16 protein-coding genes are annotated in these 20,196 nt (G+C 70.9%); 10 read left to right on the top strand and 6 right to left on the bottom strand.

Annotation, left to right across the window (positions count from 1 at the left end; translation table 11 throughout):
* Positions 1 to 169: 169 nt before the first annotated feature.
* Positions 170 to 3,673 (top strand): hypothetical protein, encoded by a 3,504-nt coding sequence (locus tag OG965_RS34685; RefSeq protein ID WP_371656017.1) that lies wholly within the window; start codon positions 170 to 172, stop codon positions 3,671 to 3,673.
* Positions 3,674 to 3,732: 59 nt separating this feature from the next.
* Here OG965_RS34685 and OG965_RS34690 read toward each other — a convergent pair whose 3' ends face one another.
* From OG965_RS34690 to OG965_RS34700, 3 genes are all read right to left on the bottom strand, one after another.
* Positions 3,733 to 4,686 carry a hypothetical protein gene (locus OG965_RS34690; RefSeq protein WP_371656018.1) on the bottom strand — a complete coding sequence of 318 codons (954 nt, stop codon included), beginning with the start codon at positions 4,684 to 4,686 and terminating at the stop codon, positions 3,733 to 3,735.
* 234 nt (positions 4,687 to 4,920) lie between these two features.
* Entirely contained in the window at positions 4,921 to 5,181 is a 261-nt protein-coding gene (locus OG965_RS34695) for a hypothetical protein (RefSeq protein WP_371656019.1), read from the bottom strand.
* Between the two features lie 152 nt (positions 5,182 to 5,333).
* Positions 5,334 to 5,930 carry a PadR family transcriptional regulator gene (locus OG965_RS34700; RefSeq protein ID WP_371656020.1) on the bottom strand — a complete coding sequence of 199 codons (597 nt, stop codon included), beginning with the start codon at positions 5,928 to 5,930 and terminating at the stop codon, positions 5,334 to 5,336.
* 126 nt (positions 5,931 to 6,056) lie between these two features.
* On the opposite strand from OG965_RS34700, the gene OG965_RS34705 reads away from it, so the two are divergent.
* Complete coding sequence (locus OG965_RS34705) at positions 6,057 to 6,935, top strand: alpha/beta fold hydrolase (RefSeq protein ID WP_371656021.1); 879 nt, start codon at positions 6,057 to 6,059, stop codon at positions 6,933 to 6,935.
* Positions 6,936 to 6,995: 60 nt separating this feature from the next.
* Here the strand turns inward: OG965_RS34705 and OG965_RS34710 are convergent, their stop codons facing one another.
* Positions 6,996 to 7,595, bottom strand: a complete 600-nt coding sequence (locus OG965_RS34710) for a class I SAM-dependent methyltransferase (RefSeq protein ID WP_371656022.1) — start codon at positions 7,593 to 7,595, stop codon at positions 6,996 to 6,998.
* Positions 7,596 to 7,775: 180 nt separating this feature from the next.
* Here OG965_RS34710 and OG965_RS34715 point away from each other — a divergent pair, with 180 nt between their 5' ends.
* The 7 genes from OG965_RS34715 to OG965_RS34745 all read left to right on the top strand — a co-directional run bounded on the left by OG965_RS34715 (position 7,776) and on the right by OG965_RS34745 (position 14,620).
* On the top strand, positions 7,776 to 8,576 hold the full coding sequence (locus tag OG965_RS34715) for an MHYT domain-containing protein (RefSeq protein WP_371656023.1): 801 nt from the start codon (positions 7,776 to 7,778) through the stop codon (positions 8,574 to 8,576).
* A 136-nt stretch (positions 8,577 to 8,712) separates the two neighbouring features.
* Positions 8,713 to 11,487 (top strand): nitrate- and nitrite sensing domain-containing protein, encoded by a 2,775-nt coding sequence (locus OG965_RS34720; RefSeq protein ID WP_371656024.1) that lies wholly within the window; start codon positions 8,713 to 8,715, stop codon positions 11,485 to 11,487.
* Entirely contained in the window at positions 11,484 to 11,921 is a 438-nt protein-coding gene (locus OG965_RS34725; RefSeq protein ID WP_371656025.1) for a roadblock/LC7 domain-containing protein, read from the top strand. The genes OG965_RS34720 and OG965_RS34725 overlap by 4 nt, the downstream gene beginning before the upstream one ends.
* 26 nt (positions 11,922 to 11,947) lie before the next feature.
* Complete coding sequence (locus OG965_RS34730) at positions 11,948 to 12,361, top strand: DUF742 domain-containing protein (protein ID WP_371656026.1); 414 nt, start codon at positions 11,948 to 11,950, stop codon at positions 12,359 to 12,361.
* A complete protein-coding gene (locus OG965_RS34735) occupies positions 12,342 to 12,935 on the top strand; it encodes an ATP/GTP-binding protein (RefSeq protein WP_329403093.1) in 594 nt (197 codons plus the stop codon). Before OG965_RS34730 ends, OG965_RS34735 begins: the two co-directional genes overlap by 20 nt.
* Before the next feature lie 109 nt (positions 12,936 to 13,044).
* Positions 13,045 to 13,455, top strand: coding sequence for a roadblock/LC7 domain-containing protein (locus OG965_RS34740; RefSeq protein ID WP_101391259.1), 411 nt, complete (start codon positions 13,045 to 13,047; stop codon positions 13,453 to 13,455).
* 121 nt (positions 13,456 to 13,576) lie between these two features.
* On the top strand, positions 13,577 to 14,620 hold the full coding sequence (locus OG965_RS34745) for a DUF6397 family protein (protein WP_371656027.1): 1,044 nt from the start codon (positions 13,577 to 13,579) through the stop codon (positions 14,618 to 14,620).
* Positions 14,621 to 14,679: 59 nt separating this feature from the next.
* Here the strand turns inward: OG965_RS34745 and OG965_RS34750 are convergent, their stop codons facing one another.
* Both OG965_RS34750 and OG965_RS34755 read right to left on the bottom strand, forming a co-directional pair.
* Positions 14,680 to 15,819: a hypothetical protein gene (locus tag OG965_RS34750; protein WP_371657144.1), complete on the bottom strand. Its 1,140-nt coding sequence runs from the start codon at positions 15,817 to 15,819 to the stop codon at positions 14,680 to 14,682.
* A 168-nt stretch (positions 15,820 to 15,987) separates the two neighbouring features.
* A complete protein-coding gene (locus OG965_RS34755; protein WP_371656028.1) occupies positions 15,988 to 18,480 on the bottom strand; it encodes a discoidin domain-containing protein in 2,493 nt (830 codons plus the stop codon).
* Positions 18,481 to 18,755: 275 nt separating this feature from the next.
* On the opposite strand from OG965_RS34755, the gene OG965_RS34760 reads away from it, so the two are divergent.
* Positions 18,756 to 20,111, top strand: coding sequence for a glycoside hydrolase family 18 protein (locus tag OG965_RS34760; RefSeq protein ID WP_371656029.1), 1,356 nt, complete (start codon positions 18,756 to 18,758; stop codon positions 20,109 to 20,111).
* Positions 20,112 to 20,196: the final 85 nt, after the last annotated feature.

Consider the following 20,196-nt stretch of genomic DNA (forward strand, 5'->3'; position numbering starts at 1 on the left):
CCGATCCGTATCCGACGGCCGGCTCCGTATGCGATTCGAGGCCGCACTTGGAACAGGGACGTCTCCCGGCCCACCTGCCCGAAATCGCATTGCCCATCGATCGAAAGGCTGCCAGGATCGTACGCATGATGATCCGAAAGGAGGCCTCACGATCCCACGGTGATCGTTGATGGCCCATTCCACTCCGCCCCAGCCGCTGACCCCCGAGTGGATCAGCACCCACTTCGACTCCCTGCCGTTCCCGGCCCGGATGCCCGCCCTCGCGCGCTACGCGCGAACGCTCGCCCCGGACGCGTACGCCACCCTGCACCGCGCGCTCGACGCTGGTGACCAGGACGAACGGCACACCGGACTCTTCCTCGCCGTCGCCCGCCGCGACCTCGACAGTGTGGCCGCCGCACTCGACGACCCCGCGCTGCGCCGCCGGGCGCTCGCCGCGGCCATCAGGCTGCCGGTGCCGGAAGAGCCGCTCGCCGCCCACGTGTTGAGCGACATCCGCGCGGTGCGCCACTCCGCGTACCGCGTACTGCGGCTCAGCCGCCGTCGCAGTCTCGCCGACCGGCTCCTGCCCGAGGTGCACGAACGCCACGGCGCCCAGGAAGCGGCCCGGCTGCTCATCGCCTGCTCACCCGGGACGGTCGCCCGCTGGCTGCCCCGGACGGATGTCCCGCCGGGGGTGCTGTCCACCCTCGCCCGTACCGCGCCGGCCGCCGTCGCGGCCCTGCTGATCAGGGAGTACGGCGAACGGGCCGACGGTCCGTATGCCTACCGCTATGCGCAGGGCAGGAAGCTCGTCGCCACCGTCGTCGCGGAACGCGCCCCGGCGGCGGGCCTGTCGCTGCTGCGCGACGCGCCCCGGCTCATCGGGGAACGTGCGGCCGTCGCACTCCTGCGACGCCCCGCCGAACTCCTCGACGTCCTGCGGGGCCTCCGTGCACTCTCGCCTGTCCCGCCGGGGGAGGAGGCCGGTCCCTTCGAACTGACCGTACCGGCGGGCCCCTTGGGGCAGGCGACCGTCGCCGCGCTCCGCGCCCTCCCTGCGCCCGACCTCGTCGAACTGGCCACTCGTTGCCGTGCCACCGGCGGCCATCTGCGGGCACCGGGACGGCAGGAGGTGGCCGCCGACCCCCTGCTCGCGCTGTTGCCCCCGGCCGAACGGCGGCGGCTCGTCTCCGAACAGGCAGGCGACTGCACGGGGCACCGGGTCCCGCTGGCCGCCCTGGCCGCCCTCGAACCGGCCGACCGCGCCGAGTTCAGTGACGCACGCCTTGAGCGCTGGAAGCGACGCCCGGTCCATCTCATCGCCGTGGCCGTCGGCCTGCCGCTCGCGGACGCCGAACCGATCCTGCGAGAACAGGCTTCCCAGCATCGGATCCACCAGCGAGTGTTCGCCTGGCCCGCGCTGCTGGCCTGCGCCGAACTCAAGGGAGATCCGGACGAGTTCGCCCGTATCGCGCTGAGCTGCGAACGAGCCTGGCACGACCAGGAAGAGGTACGGCGCTACACGCTCCAACAACTGGCGGGAACTGCCGCGCGCCTGCTGACCGCCCTACCCGAACAGGTCCTCCGGGACGCCACACTGACGGCCGTCCAGTCCCGCGACTCCAAGGCGGAGACGCTCGCCGCCACCGCGTCGCTGCTGCGCCGCACGGCGGAGAGCGCCGCCGGACGCGGCGACCGGGAGCGCGCGGCGACCGCCGCCCTGCTCCTCTGCCAGGTCGTCACCGACCCGCGTCACCGTGGCTCGTATCGTCCGCTGCGCGTGGATCTGGCCTCGGCACGTCATATCTGGGCGACGGCATCCCCGTCTGAGCCGGCCCAGCCGGCACCACCCGAAGACCCCGCTCTGCGCATCGCGCTGGCCGAGCTGCTCGCATCGCACCTCACCGAACTGCCGGACGCCGACGCCCTGATGCGCCGGACCGCGCTCACGGACGACGACCCACGGGCCGCCGCCCGGGCGGCCGCCGTGTGGGTGACCCCGGCCGGTGTGCGGGAGGACCGCTGTGCCCAACTGATCGCGGCGGACCCGTCGTTCGCCGCCGTTCCCGAAGTTCTGACCACGATCACCGAACGCCGCACCGACCTGCTCGCACCCGTCCTGGCGGCCGTGGAAGCGGGCGACGCGCGGGGACTGCGCGGCAGGATCCGGCCACGAGGCGGAACATGGGTGCCCCGGCCCAGAGCCGGAGCCACCGGACGCTGGCGGCCGAAGGAACGCCAGGAGTGGTACGAGGTGCTGGCGGCGGCCGCCACCGACGAGCGGGCGCCGATGCGCGTCCGCGCCGACGCGGCGACCCACCTCCGCTCACCCGCCCACCTTCACCCCCTCGCCGAGCACGCGGCCCAGCCGGTCTCGGCCGCCGCCCTCACCGCCCTCGGTGAGACCGGTCCGACCACGCCGGAGCTCCTGGCCACGCTGCTGCGGCACGCCGGAACCGGTGGTGTGCGCGGCCGCGCGGCCGTCGCCTCCCTGCGCCGTCTCCTGGCCGAGGCTCCCGACGGCCAAGCGATCGCACTGCTCACCCCTCTTCTCAACTCCCGGGCTGCGCCGGTTGGTTCCCGCAAGGAGGCGGCTCGTACGCTCGGAGTTCTGGGCGGGGAGGGCGTCGGCGCGGCACTGATCGAGGCGTGGGACCAGCCGCACCAGCACCGGGACGTACGGGCCGCGATCGCCCCGTTCCTGCTGCGGCTCGCGGACCGGGACGACATCGCCCGCCGACTGCTGGAGGGCGTGGGCGAACCGGCCATCCGGGACGCGGTCATCACGCGATCCGTGACGTCCGCCGTGTACATCGCGTTCCTCGCGCGCGTGGTCCGCGAGGGCGACGACGACAGCGCCGCCGCGGCCTGCGCCACTCTGGCCGGGCGGGTCGTGGGGGAGAGCCCCGTCATGCGCGACGCGGCCCATGCGCTGGGCGAGGCCGCGGTTGAGGAGAGGCGGCCGTGGAAGGTGTGGCATGCGGCGGTCGCGGCGATTGCGGGGATGAACTCAAGTGCCGTAGGTGCCGAGGGTGCCGAGGGCGATGAGAGTACCGACGTTGCCGTGGTCGCTGAGGCGGCTGAGGTCACTCGGGCTGCTGAGGTCGCGATGGGGCGCCCGTCGAGTGATGTTCTGGGGCATGTCCTCAGCGTCCTCGTGGAAACGGCGACGGCGAGTTCGAACACGGAGCACGTGAGGAGGCGAGACGCCCTGCGGCGACTCGAAGGGTGCGCGAACGCGGTCAGTTCGGGCTACGGCTCGTACGTGGAGGTGCGCCGCGCCGACGCACTGGCGACAGCTCTGGAGGACGCCGGGCTGCTGCGCGAGGCCGCGCGCCTCGCCCTCGACGCGGCGTGGGCCGCACTCCGGCGTGGCGACCCGGCGCCCGAACGGTGGGCGAAGGCGCTGCGGCTGGCCGACGACCACCCCGGGCGGCTGCCCGACCTGAGCGGGTTCAGCCTCGGAGCCACACCCGTCCGCCATGCCGAGACCACGCTCCGCACGGCCCGCATGCTGCGTGAACGCGGCACGCCGTCCGCCGGACTGCTGGCGGTGGTCCTCGTACGGGCATCGGGGGCGCGTACCGGTTGGGACGCGGCATGGCGCACCGAACTGTCCGCGCTCCGCCGCCATCCCGACCCCGATACGGCGATGGCGGCGCTGCTGACCGAGCCTGTCAGGGGTGGGTGAGGGGAGCGGAGCCGGGGCCGGGCTGAGACGGCGGGGGGCTTTGGGCGCGCGGGCGTCGCTCAGGACGGCCGTACGGCGATCGCGTCCAAAGCCTCCAGGAGCTCCGGCAACTTGGGCCCGCGCCCCACCGGCGTCACCTCGCCCGGCTCGTCGTCCAGCAGCACGAACGCGATGTCGTCGGTCCTGGCGACCATCGACCACCCAGGACCGTCAGCCCGCAACATACGCGCTCCACCCGGCGCGAAGCTCGACCGGACACGCCCGAGCGGGGGAGGGGAGTCGAGGTACTGACGTACCTCGACGAGGACTCGCTCTACGCGCGCGTTGAGGTTGAGGATGCCAGTGGCGGCGGAGGTGTCGGCGTCGGGCTCCTGCGGAGTCTCGGAAGCCGACGGTTCGGCAGAGTCATCCGATTCTGCGGACGCCGTCGGCTCCGCGTCCTCGCCGCCGCCGTTGCTGTCGGCCTCGCCTTCGTCCTCATCGTCGCCGTCGGCTATCTGACCGCGCCACATCGCCCACTGGAGGGCGACTTCGTCGGCGCCGAGACGCCGTTGCGCCGAGCCCCACACGCTCGTGTCGGGCGGTGAGAGCGGCGGCCGCATGGTGCCGTCTTCGTCCGGCTCGGGCTCGGGGTCGTGCGGCGGCGCCACTCCGGGCGCGGCGACGGCGAGTTCCAGCGGCCAGCCCGGCAGCGCGGCCAGCACCGTACGCTCGTCCGGAGACAAGTCGTACTCCATCCCGCAGTCCCACGACGCGATCGCCACCGCGACCAGCGACACGTCGTGGATGACCACGGTCCAACGGGCACCGCTCCCGTCCTGGCCGAGGACCAGGCCGTAGCCACCCGGGTACGGTTCGAGGCCGAGGGCCGCGCACGCCTCCGGGAAGTCGTCACCGAGCACGCTGGGGAACTGCGCGGGCGTGAGCAACACCGCCGTGAGCACATACAGCGCGTCGTCATCGACCGCGTCGGCTGCGGCTGTGGCAGTCGCGGCCTCGTCCGTCCCGGTCACGGAACCCTCCCCTTCGGATCGCTCGTCGGCGCACCATAACCAGTCGGTAACCCGATCGTCGAGGGTTTGCCGCACCGGAGGACGCCGCGAAGGAAACCGATGGGACCGGACAGGGCGAGAGGTCGGGCGCGGCGCGCGGAGAGATCGGGTGACATCGGAGGGGATGGGACGAGATCACATGGAATCGGCCCAGATCGCGTGTCCTGACCCCGCACCGACCCAGCCGGTACGGGGTCAGGCGACCGGCAACCCCATCAGCGAGCGCGCAACGGCCTGCGGCGACTCGTCGCGCTCCCGCGCCAGCGCGATGAGCGCCCGGCACGCCAGCTCCTGCACCCCGAAGGACATCGCCTCCGGCGACACCCACCCGACCGCCTCGTCGAGCGCCTCCTGGTCGTCGTCCGCGCAGGCCGCGACGTAGGTGGCGGCGGCCTCGAAGATGTTGTGCTGCCGCACGGGCTCGCGCCGTTCCGGCTTCCGGAATTTGCCGAACATACGAAACATCCGGACCGCCTTCCCTACGGGTGCGCTCGCCTGGTGCGAATCAACGTGCCTTTCTCAAGCTAGAGTTGACGACCTGGTGACAGATAGGGGTCGGAGCGGGTGGTTTGACGTGAACCGCCGGCGAGTGCCGTGCCGTGAACGGCTCACGAGCGGTTCGAGCCGCGCGACCCCGTTGCGCCGGTTGCGTCGGCCGTATCGGTCGCACCGCCCGGTTCGGGTGATCCAAGCGACCGGAGCGTGGCACGCAGCCACTTCAACTCCGCCGCACTCGTGGCCCGGGCCACGGTAAGAATCCCCTGCCGGAACGGGTCGTCCAACTCCTCTGCCCTGAGCGGCCGTTCGCCTTCGTAGAAGAAGCTCGCGGGCTCCTCAAGGAAGCGCAGTCGTCGCCGCAGCACCTCGGCCTGCCGGGCGGGCTCGGGCAGGTGCCGCAGAAACGCGAGCAGCGTGAACCACCGGTTCTCGTCCGTGATCTCGACCTGCTCGGGTTCCGCGAGCCGCCGCACCAGCTCCGCCCTGCCCTCGGCGGTGAGCGTGAGCGTGTGGCGGGGCGCAGCCACCGCGCCGGGCTGCGTCTCCCGCGCCAGTAGCCCCGCCTTCTCCAGCCGCTTGATCGCCGGATAGAGCGTGCTCTCGGCAACAGGTCGTACGTGCCCGGTCAGCGCGGTGATCCGTTTGCGCAGCTCATAGCCGTGCAGCGGCGCTTCGTACAGAAATCCCAGGATGGCGAGCTCAAGCATGCCCGCATTCTGCCGTATGAGCGCTGTACATCGGTGTCGTAATACATCGGTGTCGATGTATAGTCGCCGCACCGGAGCAAGCACTGGAAGCGCCTGGCGGGCGCGAGCAGAACGGGGGACGGAACCGTGCGACAGACGGCATTCGACAAGCAGGGCAGTCAGATCCGCTGGACCGAGTCGGAGGGACTGCCCGAGTTGGGGGGACTGCCTGAGGCGGAGCGGGTCGAGACGGGTCGACCGGAGGCGGAGGCGAGCCGTGGCGAACGCGGCCCGAACGCCCCCAAGCCGCCACTCGTGTACGTACACGGCCTCGGCTCGACATCAACCGTCTACCACGCCCACATCGCCGCCGACCCCCGCCTCGCCACCCGCAGGCAACTGTTCGTGGACCTGCCCGGCCACGGCATCAGCGACCGCCCGGCCGACTTCGGCTACAGCCTGGAGGAGCACGCCGACGCCCTCGCCGCCGCACTCGACGCGGCGGGCGCCGCCGGAGCCGACATCGCCGGGCACAGCATGGGCGGCGCCGTGGCCATCGTGCTCGCCGCCCGCCGCCCCGACCTCGTGTCCCGCCTCGTCCTCACCGAGGCCAACCTCGACCCCCACCCCACCCCGACGGCCGGGAGCAGCGGAATCGCCACATACACCGAGGACGACTTCGTCCACGGCGGCGGCTTTGCGGCCGTCCTCGACCGCATCGGGCCGCTGTGGGCGGCGACGATGAGGCTCGCCGACCCGCTCGCGCTGCACCGCACCGCCCTCGGCCTGGTACGCGGCACCCAGCCCACCATGCGCCACCTCCTGATGGGCCTGCCGATCGACCGCACCTACCTGGTAGGCGACGTCGACAACGACCTCCCCGGCCGCGAAGAACTCACCGCCTCGGGCGTCCACATAGAGGTCGTACCGAACGCCGGCCACAACATCATGTTCGACAACCCCCAGGCCTTCATCAACGCGGTGGCAGGCGGCAGCAGTCCGGCGGCGGGCCGCTACCAGTCCTGACCGGAACCGTCAGGCAGTACGGGACGGGGGCCCCTCCCCCCCTCCCTCCCCCCACCCCCGTCACCCCTCCCGCACGGCAATCGCAAGAAAGCGCGCGTCCTCGTCCACGTACGACACCATCCGCCAGCCCGCCTCCGCGAGCAGTGGCCGCAACTGCGGCTCCGCCCGGAGGTCGTCCGGTGTGATCTGCCGTCCCTGGCGTGCGGCGAGGGCCGCGCGTCCGATGGGGTGGAAGAGCGCCAACTGTCCACCCGGCCGCACCACCCGCGCCAACTCCCGGAGATTCGCCTCCGGTTCCGGAAGGTGTGAGATCAGGCCCGCTCCGAACACCGCATCCAGCCCCCCGGCTCGCAGCGGCAGCCTGGTCACATCGCCAAGCGCCAGCCACCCGGCCCGGCCACGCCCGGCCCGTACCGCCGCTTCCAGCATCTCGGGTGTCAGGTCGAGGCCGAGCACCGTGCCACCGGGTCCCACCGCGTCCCGGAGCGGCGGCAGTGCGCGTCCCGTCCCGCACCCGGCGTCCAGTACGACGGCTCCGGATCGCAGCCCCAGCTCCGCGACCGCCGCCGCGTACGCCGGCCCGTCGTCCGGAAAGCGGCTGTCCCAGTCCGCTGCCCGAGCTCCGAAGAATTCCTGAACGTGCATGTGGTCATCGGCCATATGCCCATGATCTCTCACAGGCGCGAACGGTCCACCGCTGACTAGTCTGGCTGAAACAAGTCCTCGGTGCGCACGTTCGAACGCGGCACGATCGTTCAGAGGTGCAGTCGTGTCAATTTTCAACAGCTTTCGAAATGCGCCCCAGTCGTGCGCCCCCGGCCGGACTACCGTCCCGGGGCCATGGGACACCTGGACCACGCCGCCTTCGGCTGGCTGACCCCCGTGCTGTCGTACGCGATGGCCTGTATCGGCGCTGCCCTCGGGCTGCGCTGCACCGTCAGGGCGCTCTCGGCGACTGGCCGCTCCCGCCGCAACTGGCTTGTCACGGCGGCGTCCGCGATCGGCACCGGCATCTGGACCATGCACTTCGTGGCGATGCTCGGCTTCGCCGTCACCGGCACGGACATTCGCTACAACGTGCCACTCACCCTCCTCAGCCTCCTCGTCGCGATGCTCGTCGTCGGCGCCGGGGTCTTCGCTGTCGGCTACGGCAAGGACCGAACCCGGGCCCTACTGCTGGGCGGCCTCACAACCGGCCTCGGCGTCGCCAGCATGCATTACCTCGGCATGGCGGCCCTGCGACTGCATGGCCAGGTCCACTACGACCCCGCGCTCGTAGGTCTCTCCGTGCTCATCGCGGTCGTCGCCGCCACCGCAGCCCTGTGGGCCGGACTAAACATCAAGTCGCCTGCCGCTGTTGCCGTCGCAGCCCTGGTCATGGGCGCGGCCGTGAGCAGCATGCACTACACCGGCATGATCGCCGTGAGTGTGCACGTCACCCCGTCTGGCGCAGATCTGCCCGGAGCGACTGCCATGCAGTTCATCTTCCCCCTCGCGGTCGGTCTCGGCTCCTATCTCTTCATCACCTCCGCCTTCGTCGCGCTCTCGCCCACCGCCGGTGAGCGCAGCGCCTACCGTTCCGCCGAACTCACTGATGTGGACGTGCCGCTGGCTTCCCCTCGTGACGCGATCGCCCCCTGACCGCATTCGAGCCTCTGGCCCCGTTCACCCCTCGCCCATCCACTCTCCACAACGACCGCTCATGGCCCGAAGTTCCGCTCGCAGAACAGCCGTTCCCAGATTTTTTGCAGAACCGTTCCCGTAAGCGAGGCGATCCGTGCGCACACCCCGCAAGGCCCCGGGCGCCGCCCCTGGGCCGCTTCCCCCGTCACCCTCACCCGCACGCGGCCGACGCGCGCACGCCGGGCCGCCCGCTGCCGAGGACCACTCCGCAGGGGCCGGCCGGATCGAGGGTCCAGGGGTGTATGAGCGAGTTGTTCGCGCTCGCACGGAATCAGGGGAGCCGGGGGATCCAGGGGTGCGCGGGCGGCTCCGCCCGACGACCGTCCGGGCCAAGATCGTGTCTCTGCTGATGGTTCCGGTCGTCTCGCTGCTGGCCCTCTGGGGATTCGCCACCGTCACGACCGCGCAGGACGTCTCGGCCCTACGCCAGTTGCGCCGCGTCGACGAGCAGGTGCGCACGCCCGTGGCCGCTGCGGTCGCTGAGCTCCAGGCTGAACGGCGAGCGGCGGTAAGGTACTTGGCCTCCCCGGCCGACGACCGTGCGGCCGCGTTCACCCAGCAGGCCAAGCGCACCGACGGCGCGCTCGCCGAGCTTCGCCTCGGTGACAAGAACACCGTCGCGGACGGCGGCGACCTTCCCGGCGGCGCGGCCGACCGGCTGCGGCAGTTCGTGTCCCGCGCCCGGCAACTGCCGGCCCTGCGGGCGAACGCCCTTGGCCGGAAGGCGGGCTGGGGTGCCGCCTACCAGCAGTACACCGACACCATCGCTCTCGCCTACGACGTGACCGGTGCGCTCACCGGTATCAAGGACGGCTCACTCGGCTCCGACGCGCGCGTGGTCCACGAGTTCAGCCGTGCGGCGGAAATGCTCGCCCGTGAGGACGCCCTGCTCAGTTCGGCCCAGCTCGCGCGCACGTTCACCTTTGCCCATCACACCGCATTCGCCGGTGCCGTCGCCTCGCGCCGCACTCTCACGGAAGCCGCCGCAGCCGACCTGGACGGCGCGGAACGCGCCGCCTGGCGCACCCTGAGCGGGCAGCCCGCGTACGCAGCGCTCCGCGCAGCCGAGGACAAGGTGCTGACCGCGACGCCCGGACGCGACGCGGCCCAGGCCGTACCGGAGGCTTCCTGGGACGACTCGCTCACCACTGTTCAGAAGGGCATGCGCGACATCGAGTCCGGTGCCGCGCGCGATGTCGTGGGCCGGGCCGATCCGTTCGCCCGAGGGCTGCTCACCCCGGCCGGGGCGGCCGTCCTCTTCGGACTGGTGGCTGTGGCCGCCTCCCTGGTCATCTCCGTCCGGATCGGCCGCGGTCTCGTCGTCGAACTGGTCAGCCTGCGCAACACGGCCCTGGAGATCGCCCGGCGCAAACTCCCCGCTGCCATGGGTCGGTTGCGGGCGGGCGAAGACCTCGACGTCGAGGCCGAAGCACCCCAGGGCCCGGCGTCCGAGGACGAGATCGGCCAGGTCGGGGAGGCGCTCGGCACCGTACACCGGGCCGCGCTGGCCGCCGCCGTGGAACGCGCCGAACTCGCCAGCGGCATCTCGGGGGTCTTCGTCAACCTCGCCCGCCGCAGTCAGGTCCTCGTCCACAGACAGCTCAACCTCCTCGACAACATGGAACGCCGTGCCGAAGACCCGGGGGAGCTGGGCGACCTGTTCCGCCTCGACCACCTCACCACCCGGATGCGCCGCCACGCGGAGAGCCTGATCATCCTGTCCGGGGCCGCCCCCGGGCGCGCCTGGAGCGTGCCCGTCCCGCTCACGAGCGTCGTACGGGCGGCGGTGTCCGAAGTCGAGGACTACGCGCGCGTAGAGGTGCGCCAGCTTCCCGAGGCGGCCGTCACCGGAGGCGCCGTCGCCGACCTCACCCATCTGCTGGCCGAACTCGTCGAGAACGCGGCGCAGTTCTCTCCTCCCCACACCAAGGTGCGCGTCAGCGGTGAACCCGTCGGCAACGGCTACGCCCTGGAGATCGAGGACCGGGGCCTGGGCATGGGCAGAGAGAGCCTCGACGAGGCGAACCACCGGATCGAACACTCTGAAGCCGTCCACCTCTTCGACACCGACCGCCTCGGCCTCTTCGTGGTCAGCCGACTTGCCGCACGGCACGGCATCAAGGTCCAGCTGCGCACCTCGCCGTACGGCGGCACCACTGCCGTCGTCCTTCTGCCCACGGCGCTGCTGGACAGCGCCATCACGGCCGTCGCGCGACAGGCAACGCGCTCTGGCCCCGACGCGGAGCGGGTACCGCTTGCCAGGTCCGGCGCAGAGCGCGATGACCGAGCGCCCACTGCCGCGGGACAGGAACAACGTAGGACGCTCGCCCCGGCGCCGGGCCCTCTGTCCGAAAGGGCAGACGACGATCGCCTTGAGAGCCCCAACACGGTCGCCTCCACCGCGCCGGCTGCGGTGCGCCCCGCCCTCGTCGCCCAGCCCGGTACTCCATCCACGCGCGCGGCGACCGTGCCCGCGACGGTCCCCGCGCCGCCGCCCGGTGTGGCCACGCTGCGTCAGCGGGCCCGGACTGTCGCTCCCGACAGCGCCCATGGGGACGGACTTCCGCGCCGCGTACGCCAGGCGAGCCTCGCCCCCCAACTGCGCGAAGCCCCCACCGAGGAACCCCCGACCGACGAAGCCGCCGACACGCGCACTCCGGAGCTGGTCCGGGACCGTATGACCGCGTACATGGGCGGCTGGGCCCGTGGCGGCGCTTCCCATGGAGGTGTCTCCCGTGTCGGCGTGGCCCAAGGCACAACCTCTCGCGCCGGTGCGATCGGTGCCGATACCGATCGCACCACCACCGGCCCTTCCACCGTCGAAGGCGCCTGCGGCGACGACCACACGAGCGAAGGAGACCATGCATGATCGACCACCAGAGGCTCGATTCCCCGCTTCGCGCCGGGGAAGTCGACTGGCTGCTCGACGACCTGGTCCTGCGGGTCGGAGAGGTCCGGCACGCCGTCGTACTGTCCAACGACGGACTGGCCGTCGGCGCGTCCAACGGCCTCAGCCGCGAGGACGCCGAGCATCTCGCGGCCGTCGCCTCGGGGTTCCACAGTCTCGCCAAGGGAGCCGGACGCCACTTCCACACCGGAGGTGTGCGACAGACGATGGTCGAGATGGACGAAGGTTTCCTCTTCGTCGCCGCGGCCGGGGACGGTTCCTGCCTCGCCGTGCTGAGCGGCCTCACCTCGGACATCGGGCTCATCGCCTACGAGATGGCCCGCCTCGTCAAGCGTGTAGGCGAGCATCTGCACACCCCGCCCCGGCACACCGCGCGGCCGCCGGCCGCTGGTTGACCGGACGACGAGGGACGTCACATCCCATGACCGAGTACGAGGAGGCCGCCCGGGGTCCGGTGGGAAACCGCTGGTACGACGCCGACGCGGGTCCGCTCGTCCGCCCGTACGCCATGACGGGCGGCCGCACCGAGCCGGCCGCCGGTGGCATCCGGCTCGACTTCATCGCCCTGGTCTCCATGGCGACCGACGCGCCGGGCGCCGCCGAGGAGTCGTTGCTGGGGCCCGAACACCGGTCCCTGCTCACCCTGTGCCGGACGGAGACCCAGTCGGTCGCCGAACTGGCCGCCGACGCGGATCTGCCCGTCGGGGTCGTCCGGGTCCTCATCGGCGACCTCCTCGAAGCCGGTCACATCAGCGTGCACCGGCCCGTACCGCCGGCGCAGTTGCCCGACGAGAAGATCCTGAGAGAAGTGATCGATGGCCTCCGAGCACTCTGACCCCACTCCCGCCCTCGCGCTGAAAATACTGGTCGCGGGCGGATTCGGGGTCGGCAAGACCACCCTCGTCGGCGCCGTGAGCGAGATTCGGCCCCTGCGCACCGAAGAACTGCTCAGCGAGGCGGGTGAGAGCGTCGACGACACCGATGGCGTCGACCACAAGACGACCACCACGGTGGCCATGGACTTCGGCCGCATCACCATCCGGTCGGGTCTGTCGCTCTACCTTTTCGGTACCCCTGGACAGGACCGCTTCTGGTTCCTGTGGGACGAGTTGTCGCAGGGCACGCTCGGCGCGGTCGTCCTGGCCGACACACGCCGCCTGGAGGACTGTTTTCCCGCCGTCGACTACTTCGAGCACCGCCGCATCCCGTTCGTCGTCGCCGTCAACTGCTTCGCGGGCTCGCGCGCCTACGGTGCCCATGAGGTCTCCCAGGCCCTCGACCTCGACCAGGGCACCCCCGTCGTGCTGTGCGACGCCCGCGACCGCGACTCCGGAAAGGAGGTTCTGATCCGCCTCGTCGAGTACGCCGGGCGCGTTCACACCGCCCGGCTGCTCGACTCCGTCGGGTGAGCGGTGCCGTTGTCGCCCGGAAGCCCTGCTTGCCCCTACGCGAACCATGGGTAAGGCTTGCCGCAGACCTGGGGGGAAACGGGGAACGCATGAGTGGGGTGAGGCTGTAATGGCACTGAACAAGGAACTCGACTGGCTGCTCGACGACCTGACCAAGCGGGTCGAGCACGTGCGGCATGCCATCGTCCTGTCCAACGACGGTCTGGTCACCGGCGCCAGCGCCGATCTGCCCCGCGAGGACGCGGAACACCTCGCCGCGGTGTCCTCGGGGCTGCACAGCCTGGCCAAGGGGTCCGGCCGGCACTTCCGGGCCGGCCGGGTGCGACAGACGATGGTCGAGTTCGACGAAGCGGTCCTCTTCGTCACGGCGGCCGGCGACGGGAGTTGTCTGTGCGTGCTGGGCACCGCCGAGGCCGACATCGGCCAGATCGCGTACGAGATGACGCTGCTGGTCAATCGTGTCGGTGAGCACCTCGGCGTCGCGGCCCGGCGGCCCGGCCCCCCGGTTTCCGGCCTCTGAGCAGCGGTTCTACGGCGCAGACTGTCCCGCTTGCGAAAGTTATCCACAGGCCCAGCGGGATGTCTGCACGGAGGGTTACGGTCGTCACCGAGAGTATTGGCAACTCGCGGGGGAGGACCTCATGACCACCACGACCACGGCCGAAGTGAGCGGAAAGACAGCCGCGTTGGGCCGAGCGGCCCAGCAACTGGAGCTGAAACGCGGCGAATTCGACCTCGCCGTGCAGCTCGGCCATGTCCGCACCGTGCGGGAAGACCTCAGCGCGCGCCCACGGGTCGCCCAGGAAGAGATCGAGCGGATCCGTTCGGCCGAAGGCTTCCCGGAAGCGCTGCGTGAGCGAGTCCGTGTGGTGGGCACGGCGGAGGCATCGCAGCTGCTCGACGTTCCCGCCCACCGTTTCACACGGCTCGCCCGCGGGGGCCACTTCACGCCGGTCAAGTGTTACCTCAACCGCTATAGGGCTGTCGTCTGGCTCTACCTCGCGGAGGAGGTGACCGACCTGGCCCTTCGGTATCCGGAGCTGCTCAACGACCGGCAGCTGCCCAAGGAGACGCTGGTCCGACTGGGCGCGGGCGAGGACCGGCGGCCGCGCAACTGGCGCGGCCGCCGCGCCGCCATGCTGCTGCAGCAGACCGAGGACCCCTGGGAGCGCGCCGCAGGCATCGCCTCCGCGCTCGACGCCGCGCATCTGGCAGAGGTGGTCACGGACCCCTATGAGCGGGCGTATCTGAGCCGGCTCCGACCTGAAACGGTCCGGGTCGGCCCGGATTCGCCCGCCGCTCGGGAGATCATCGAGCGGCTGCAACTGGCCCAGGACCCGGACGAGGTGCTGTGGTACCGCATGGATCTCGCCCAGCACCTGGGCACCGCCCGCTCGGCCCGTCAGGCACCGAGGCCGGAGTGGGGGCGACCCGCGATCGATGCGGCTGTCACCGCGCGCCCGGTCCAGGTGCGTGGGCCTGCTCCCACTCCCGGACCGGCGGAACCCAAGCAGAGTGCGCCCAAGCAGAGTGACCTCAGGCAGAGCGAACCCAAGGGGAGGGAACTTGAGCCGGTCGGGGTCGAGCGGGTGGAGCCGAGGGCCGGCCACGGAAGGCTGAGGCGCGGCCTGGCACGCTTGCGGCGGCCCAGGGCGTCCGCCCGCTCGACGACCACCGCGCCCTGATCCCGGCGGCAGCCATGGCAGGGAGAGGAATCCTCAGCGGAATCGGAGCTGCGGTCGGATCAGCTCTGCAACGAATGCTGTGCGGTGGCCGGAGGCCGTCCGCGCCGCCCGTGTCCGCGCCTGCGTGTGCGGTCCCGCTGCGGCCACACCAGCACGTACGTCGTGGAGATCACCACGAACGCGAGACGTATCAGGCCCTGTGTCGAGTCGTCCGGGATGACGAAGACACTGCCGTACAAGGCGATCAGCGCGAGCCAGCTCCACCACGGCACCAGTCGGCGCTGCCCGATCACGTCCCAGAGCAGTGTGCCCAGCAGGACGGACGCCGTGTAGTACGTGTAGACACTCGGGTCGAGGACGATGCGGGCGTTGGCACCGAGGAGCACCACGGCCGTCCAGCGTTTGCGCCAGACCGCGATGCCGCCGAGCGCCAGGCTCAGCGCGGCCTGGGCGGGCCGGTCCCAACCGGGGGTCTCGGCATCGCCGACGCCCAGCCAGCGCAGCGCGGAGGCGGGTTGGTTGGGTATCGCGAATCCGGTGGCGGCGAAACTGTCCGCGTTGCCGAGGAAGAACGGCAGCCAGGCCAGGGCGACGAGCGCCGCGCACCACAGCCCGGCCCGCAGCCACGACCTTCTGGGCAGCGCGAAGAGCAGCATGGCGAAGCCCAGCGCGGTCGGTTTGGAGTCCATGGCCAGGGCGAGCCAGATGCCCGTCCCGGCGGCGTTGCCACGGGTGACGGCCCGCACGGCGAGGGTAGTGAAGAACAGCGCCAGCACATCGTCGAGGTGGCCGAACCGGACCGAGACCTCGATCCACATCGGGATGAAGGCCAGTCCCGCGATGAGGACGCGCTGGCGCAGCCGCTGATGGTTGGTGCCCGTGCCCAGGAAGTGCCAGGCGGCGCTGCGGCCGACCAGGACCAGGATCACCAGGCCGAGCACCGACATCAGCGCCGCGGCGAGGAACTGCCCCGTCGAGTCGGGGAACGGGTTGAACAGCCCGGCGATCAGAAAGCTGACCGGCCCCATCTGCAGCTCGGGATGGTGGGCGTACAAGTTGAGCCCGCCGGTGCCGTCGCCGGACGGCCCCTGGTAGATCAGCTCCCCGCCGGTGCGCAGGTAGTGCCAGGAGAAACCGCCGTTCGGCTCCACCACGACGAACCAGAGAACGGTCCATGCGGTGAGCAGCACGAGGTGCATCCGCTGACTGATGGCCGGCACGTGTGTTCAGCTCCTGTTTCCCCACCGGGTACGTCGACTGCTCGCAGGGGCCTGCGGAGCCCGGCAGGGAAGACGGGAGTCCGGTACGACTCGTTCATCGGGGCGCGCAATTGTGCTTCCGCCCACACCCGAAGGGTGACGAATGGGTCAGCTCACGCTGATCACCTTGGCGAGGCTCGGGACGCCGTCTGTATTGAGGGCGAACAGGAGGTACGTGCCGGGGAGCGCGACTCCCGGGTCGCTCGGGATGGAGAGGTCATAGGAGCCTTCGCCGACCTGCCGGAACGTCAGCGGCACGCGCCGCTGGTCGTTGTCGATGGAGTGGGTCGCGGCCCCCGAGCGGACCAGGGCGAAGGCGCTGACGGGCGACCCAGTGGTGACCGGCAGCGTCGAGCCGAGCGCCACATGGGTCGGTGGGGTGCTGGTGATCACGGGCCGGGGCCGCTCGCTGCCGTCCGGGTTCAGCAGATAGGGCGGGGTGAAGATCGCCCCGTCCAGGTGATTGGTCGCGCAGTTGCCACAGAGCCCGCCGCCACCCGAGAAGATCCGCCCGTCGGGCAGCAGGTTCGCGGTGCTGTGGTAGTTGCGGGGGACCGCCATCGTGGCGAGCGGTGTGAAGCGGCCGGTGACCGGATCCCAGATCTCCGGGGTCATGACCGACGTGGCGTCGCTGAACGGAACCGGGGTCTCCTGGCCGCCGAAGACCGCGACCTTTCCGTCCGGCATCACCACGCTGTTGCTGAACGCGCGGGCGGCGGCCATGTCGCCGGTGCGGGTCGCCGTGGGCCGTCCGCCCCCGTTGAGGTCGACCGTGTAGGCGCGGCGGGTGGCGGGGGTGTCCTGGTAGGCGGGCGCGCCGCCCAGGGTGAGCAGCTTGCCGATGTCGTACGAGATGGCGTTGCCGTTCATGGCGTCCTGGCTGTCGGCCCGTGTGCCGGCGGGAGTGATGCTGCCGTTGCCGTCGGTGGTGATCCAGTTCATCTGCTTGCTGGGGCCGAGCTGGAGGACGCGCCCCTGGGAGGTGGCGTGCAGCCACATGTGGTTGTCGGCCCGGTAGGCGCCGGCGGGGTCGGCGGTCATGGCACTCTCGACCGGCACGCCCGGGAGTCTGCGCCAGGTGTGGGTGGTGGCCGACCACACTTCGCCGTCCTTGGGTCCGCCCCCGCCGCTCCAGGACCCGCCGAGGACGAAAGCGTCACCGTTGGAGAGCAGCGTCATCGCCTGGTAGCCGCGCGCGATGTTCATGTCGGCCGTCGAGGACCAGGTGTCCGTGCGCGGGTCATAGATGCTCGCGCGCGACGCGTTGCTGCCGCCCGTGACCAGCACCCGCCCGTCGGCGAGCATGGCGATGCCGGGGCAGAACATGTCGTGCCCGGTGTTGTCGACACGACGCTGGGTCACGCGGCCGGTGGTGAGGTCCATGACGGCGGTCTGGGTGTAGCCGTTGCTGCCGCCGTATCGGTCGACGGCGTACGCCGACCAGGCCAGCAGTTTGTTGCCGGGCAGGACGGCCGTGGCGACCGGTACCAAGGGGAAACCGGTGACCGGACCCCAGGAGCCCGACACGGAGGGGTCGCTCGGGCCGCTGAGCCGGATCTCGGCGGCGGAGCTCCAGAGGCCGCGCTGCCCTGCCTCGCTGAGGGCGACGAGTCGTATGTACCGCGCGGAGACGGTGCGGGTGAAGGTGGCGGTCTTCACGGTCGCGTCGTCCTTCCAGTGGCCGCTCGCGACCGGTGCGTCGAACGAGGCGCCGTCGAGGCTGGTGGAGACGGCATAGGTGCCGATGCGGCCGTTCACGCCGGTCTGGCGCGGCTGATAGGTGAGTGCGGAGACGGCGGTCGTGCGGTGCATGTCGATGACGAGGGCGTGCGGGAGCCGTACGGTCTTCGGTGACCATCTGCTGTGCCACAGGGTGCTGGGATCACCGTCCAGGACGTTGGCGGCGCGGTCGTTCCCCTGGGCCGTCTCCTCATCGGTCGCGGAGGCCGTCCAGCCGTCGACCGGCAGGAAGGTGGTGGACGGCGCCGCGAGGCCGGGGTCACCCAGGAGTTGGACATCGGCTCGGGAGGCGGGGGACGCGGGCGGGGAGCTGGGGGATGTCCGCTCCGTTCCGGCGGCCCAGCCGACGCGACCAGCGGCCGGTGTCGTAGCCGAGAGACGTACGTAACGGGTGCCCTGGGCGGCGAAGTTGAGGGTCTTGGCGGTGGTGTCGTCAGCCAGGGTTCCGGTGGCGACGGGTTTGGTCCAGCGCCGCCCGTCCGTACTGAGACGGATGGCGTACTCGGTGACGCGGCTGCCGCCGCCGGTCCTGCGCGGTTGGTAGACGAGCGCGGAGACGATGTCGGTGCGGTGCATGTCGATGGTGAGGGAAGTGCCGCTCGTCGTGACGCTCCAGCCGGACTCGGCCAGGACGGGGGCGGTGGGGCGCATGGCGTCGGCGGGTGCCACTCCGTGGTGGGGAGACATCGGAGACGCGTTGGGGTCGATCACAGGGGAGGCCGGGCGGCCGGGGACGGCCGCGTCGCTCGGGGTGACCAGCGGCAGCAGCGCGGCGGTCGTCGTCGCTGTGGCGAGGAGGACGAGAACACGTGGTCTGAGGCGGGTGAGACGGAACGACGTACGCGAGAACCTGAATGTCACACGAGCCCCCCGGCTGAGGTGCGGCGGCAATGTTCTGGCTGAAACTAAGACATGTGGTTGCCATGTCAAGGTGAGTGGCCGGAATTGCCTCGGGGGCCGGGCTCGGACAAGTCCCGGCGCAGGAGCTGCGGGTGCCCCCTCTTGACCCTTGATGGTCCAGACCAATAGCGTCGCCGGCGTACGCGCACCGCATGTCTCTTCGCACCCTCGGGCACCGTCCGCGCGCCTTTCGGCAGGCGAATCCATCCGCATACGTACGTACAGAAGAGAGCCTCATGCGTCGAAGACTTCTCGGCAGAGCGGCCGTCACTGGCTGCGCCCTCGCCCTCCTGGCGGCGATCGCCCCGGTGGCGTCGGCCCGCGATGGACAGAGCACGGAACGGGCCGCCGAACACGGCTCCGGTCAAGGTGCCTCGTACAAGAAGGTCGGCTACTTCACTCAATGGGGCGTCTACGGGCGGAACTTCCAGGTCAAGGACCTGGACACCAGCGGTGCCGCCGGCAGGCTGACCCATGTCAACTACGCCTTCGGGAACGTCTCGGCCGACGGCAAGTGCTTCACCGGCAATGTGCCGGGTGAGGCGGACGCGTGGGCCGACTATGTCCGGCCGCTGGACGCGGCGAGCTCCGTCGACGGTACGGCGGACACCGTTGAGCAGCCTCTCGCGGGCAACTTCAATCAGCTGCGCGAGCTCAAGGCCAAGCACCCCGGACTCAAAGTCATGATCTCGCTGGGAGGTTGGAGCTGGTCCACGCACTTCTCGGACGCTGCCCGTACCCCGGAATCGCGCAAGGCGTTCGTCTCCTCCTGCATCGACCTCTACGTCAAGGGCAATCTGCCGGTGGACGGGGCGCGCGGCGGAGCGGGTGCGGCGGCAGGGCTGTTCGACGGGGTCGACATCGACTGGGAGTGGCCCGGCTCGGCGGGAGACACGGACACGGTGTTCCGGCCGGAGGACAAGCGGAACTTCACGGCGCTGGCGCACGAGTTCCGGACGCAGCTCGACGCGTACGCGCGATCGCAGAAGTCGCGTAAGTACTATGAGCTCTCGGCGTTCGTGCCGACCGCGCCCGCCAAGATCGACGCGGGTTTCGAAGTACCCAAGATCATGCGGGACTTCGACTTCGTCAACCTCCAGGGATACGACTTCCACGTCTCCGGCGAGCCCACCACCAACCAGCAGTCGGCTCTCTACGCCCGCGACGACTTCAGCGTGGACGGAACGGTCGACGCGTGGCTCAGGCGCGGTGCGCCCGCGCGCAAACTCGTCATGGGCATACCGTTCTACGGGCAGGGCTGGACCGGTGTGGCAGGTGGCGGCGACGGCCTCCATCAGCCGGCGGCAGGTCCCGCTCCCGCCACCTGGCAAGCGGGTTACGAGGACTACAAGGCGCTCAAGGAGCTGGCTGACTCCGGGGCGTACAAGCTCTACCGCGACCGCAGGGCCGGGTCCGCGTGGCTCTTCGACGGCACGACGCTGTGGACGTACGACGATCCGCAGGTGCTGCGGACCAAGACCGCGTACATACGCGGCCGGGGGCTGGGCGGGTCCATGGTCTGGTCGCTGGACGGCGACACCGCGAACGGCGAGCTGATGGCGGCCATCGACCGCGGGCTGTCCCACCGGTGAGGCGCCGGCCGGCAGTTACCCGAAGCGGGGGCCACTGCCGGCCAGACCATCGCGCAGGCTGGACCGGCGGGGGTGAGGCGGTTTA

This window comes from Streptomyces sp. NBC_00224 (assembly GCF_041435195.1).
Lineage (GTDB): Bacteria > Actinomycetota > Actinomycetes > Streptomycetales > Streptomycetaceae > Streptomyces.

Coding starts and splice junctions, on each gene's coding strand:
- OG965_RS34685 (WP_371656017.1), top strand. CDS start 170: ATGGCCCATTCCACTCCGCCCCAGCCGCTGACCCCCGAGTGGATCAGC.
- OG965_RS34695 (WP_371656019.1), bottom strand. CDS start 5,181: ATGTTCGGCAAATTCCGGAAGCCGGAACGGCGCGAGCCCGTGCGGCAG.
- OG965_RS34700 (WP_371656020.1), bottom strand. CDS start 5,930: ATGCTTGAGCTCGCCATCCTGGGATTTCTGTACGAAGCGCCGCTGCAC.
- OG965_RS34710 (WP_371656022.1), bottom strand. CDS start 7,595: ATGGCCGATGACCACATGCACGTTCAGGAATTCTTCGGAGCTCGGGCA.
- OG965_RS34715 (WP_371656023.1), top strand. CDS start 7,776: ATGGGACACCTGGACCACGCCGCCTTCGGCTGGCTGACCCCCGTGCTG.
- OG965_RS34725 (WP_371656025.1), top strand. CDS start 11,484: ATGATCGACCACCAGAGGCTCGATTCCCCGCTTCGCGCCGGGGAAGTC.
- OG965_RS34730 (WP_371656026.1), top strand. CDS start 11,948: ATGACCGAGTACGAGGAGGCCGCCCGGGGTCCGGTGGGAAACCGCTGG.
- OG965_RS34735 (WP_329403093.1), top strand. CDS start 12,342: ATGGCCTCCGAGCACTCTGACCCCACTCCCGCCCTCGCGCTGAAAATA.
- OG965_RS34740 (WP_101391259.1), top strand. CDS start 13,045: ATGGCACTGAACAAGGAACTCGACTGGCTGCTCGACGACCTGACCAAG.
- OG965_RS34745 (WP_371656027.1), top strand. CDS start 13,577: ATGACCACCACGACCACGGCCGAAGTGAGCGGAAAGACAGCCGCGTTG.
- OG965_RS34750 (WP_371657144.1), bottom strand. CDS start 15,819: ATGCACCTCGTGCTGCTCACCGCATGGACCGTTCTCTGGTTCGTCGTG.
- OG965_RS34760 (WP_371656029.1), top strand. CDS start 18,756: ATGCGTCGAAGACTTCTCGGCAGAGCGGCCGTCACTGGCTGCGCCCTC.